Here is a 462-nt window from a genome sequence, read left to right on the forward strand (position 1 = left end):
TGCCAGCGAACAGGGGCTGGCGGTGCAGGCGCTTTCCGACTGGCAGGTTGAGCGGCGTGAGCGTGGCGGAGCGTTACGCCCGAACGGTTTGCTGATGGGGTTTCCTAATATCAGTTCTCAGGAGCAGGCCCAAGGGCTGGTGCAGCGGTTGGAGCGGGTGATTTCAGGAAGCCAGAACCAGAAATAGAAAACGGAGCCCGAAGGCTCCGTCGTCTTTTTAGCAATTACGCGGCAATGAGGGAGCCACGCGGATGTTTCAGCTTTTTAAGGCATATTCCCGACACAGGAGTGAAACATCACTAATTGCCTTTTTTGTTAGCGACGTCCCAGAAGGACACCGATAACAATACCGATTGCCGCACCGGCACCGACGCCATACCACGGATTATCTTTCACATAATCATTGGCTGTAGCCGCCGCATCACGTGCCTGCTGGCTAATTTTATCGGTGTTAAAACGTGC

General features: G+C 54.3%; 2 protein-coding genes. One reads left to right on the plus strand and one right to left on the minus strand.

Features of this window, described 5'->3' with window-relative positions; genetic code table 11:
* A partial coding sequence (locus JEM65_RS21750; RefSeq protein WP_199603856.1) for a hypothetical protein occupies window positions 1-187 on the plus strand: 187 nt, incomplete at its 5' end.
* Between the two features lie 128 nt (window positions 188-315).
* Here JEM65_RS21750 and JEM65_RS23425 read toward each other — a convergent pair.
* Entirely contained in the window at window positions 316-396 is an 81-nt protein-coding gene (locus JEM65_RS23425) for a glycine zipper domain-containing protein (RefSeq protein WP_368856079.1), read from the minus strand.
* Window positions 397-462 lie beyond the last annotated feature (66 nt).

Source organism: Gelidibacter salicanalis, assembly GCF_016469035.1.
Classification (GTDB): Bacteria; Bacteroidota; Bacteroidia; order Flavobacteriales; family Flavobacteriaceae; genus Gelidibacter; species Gelidibacter salicanalis_A.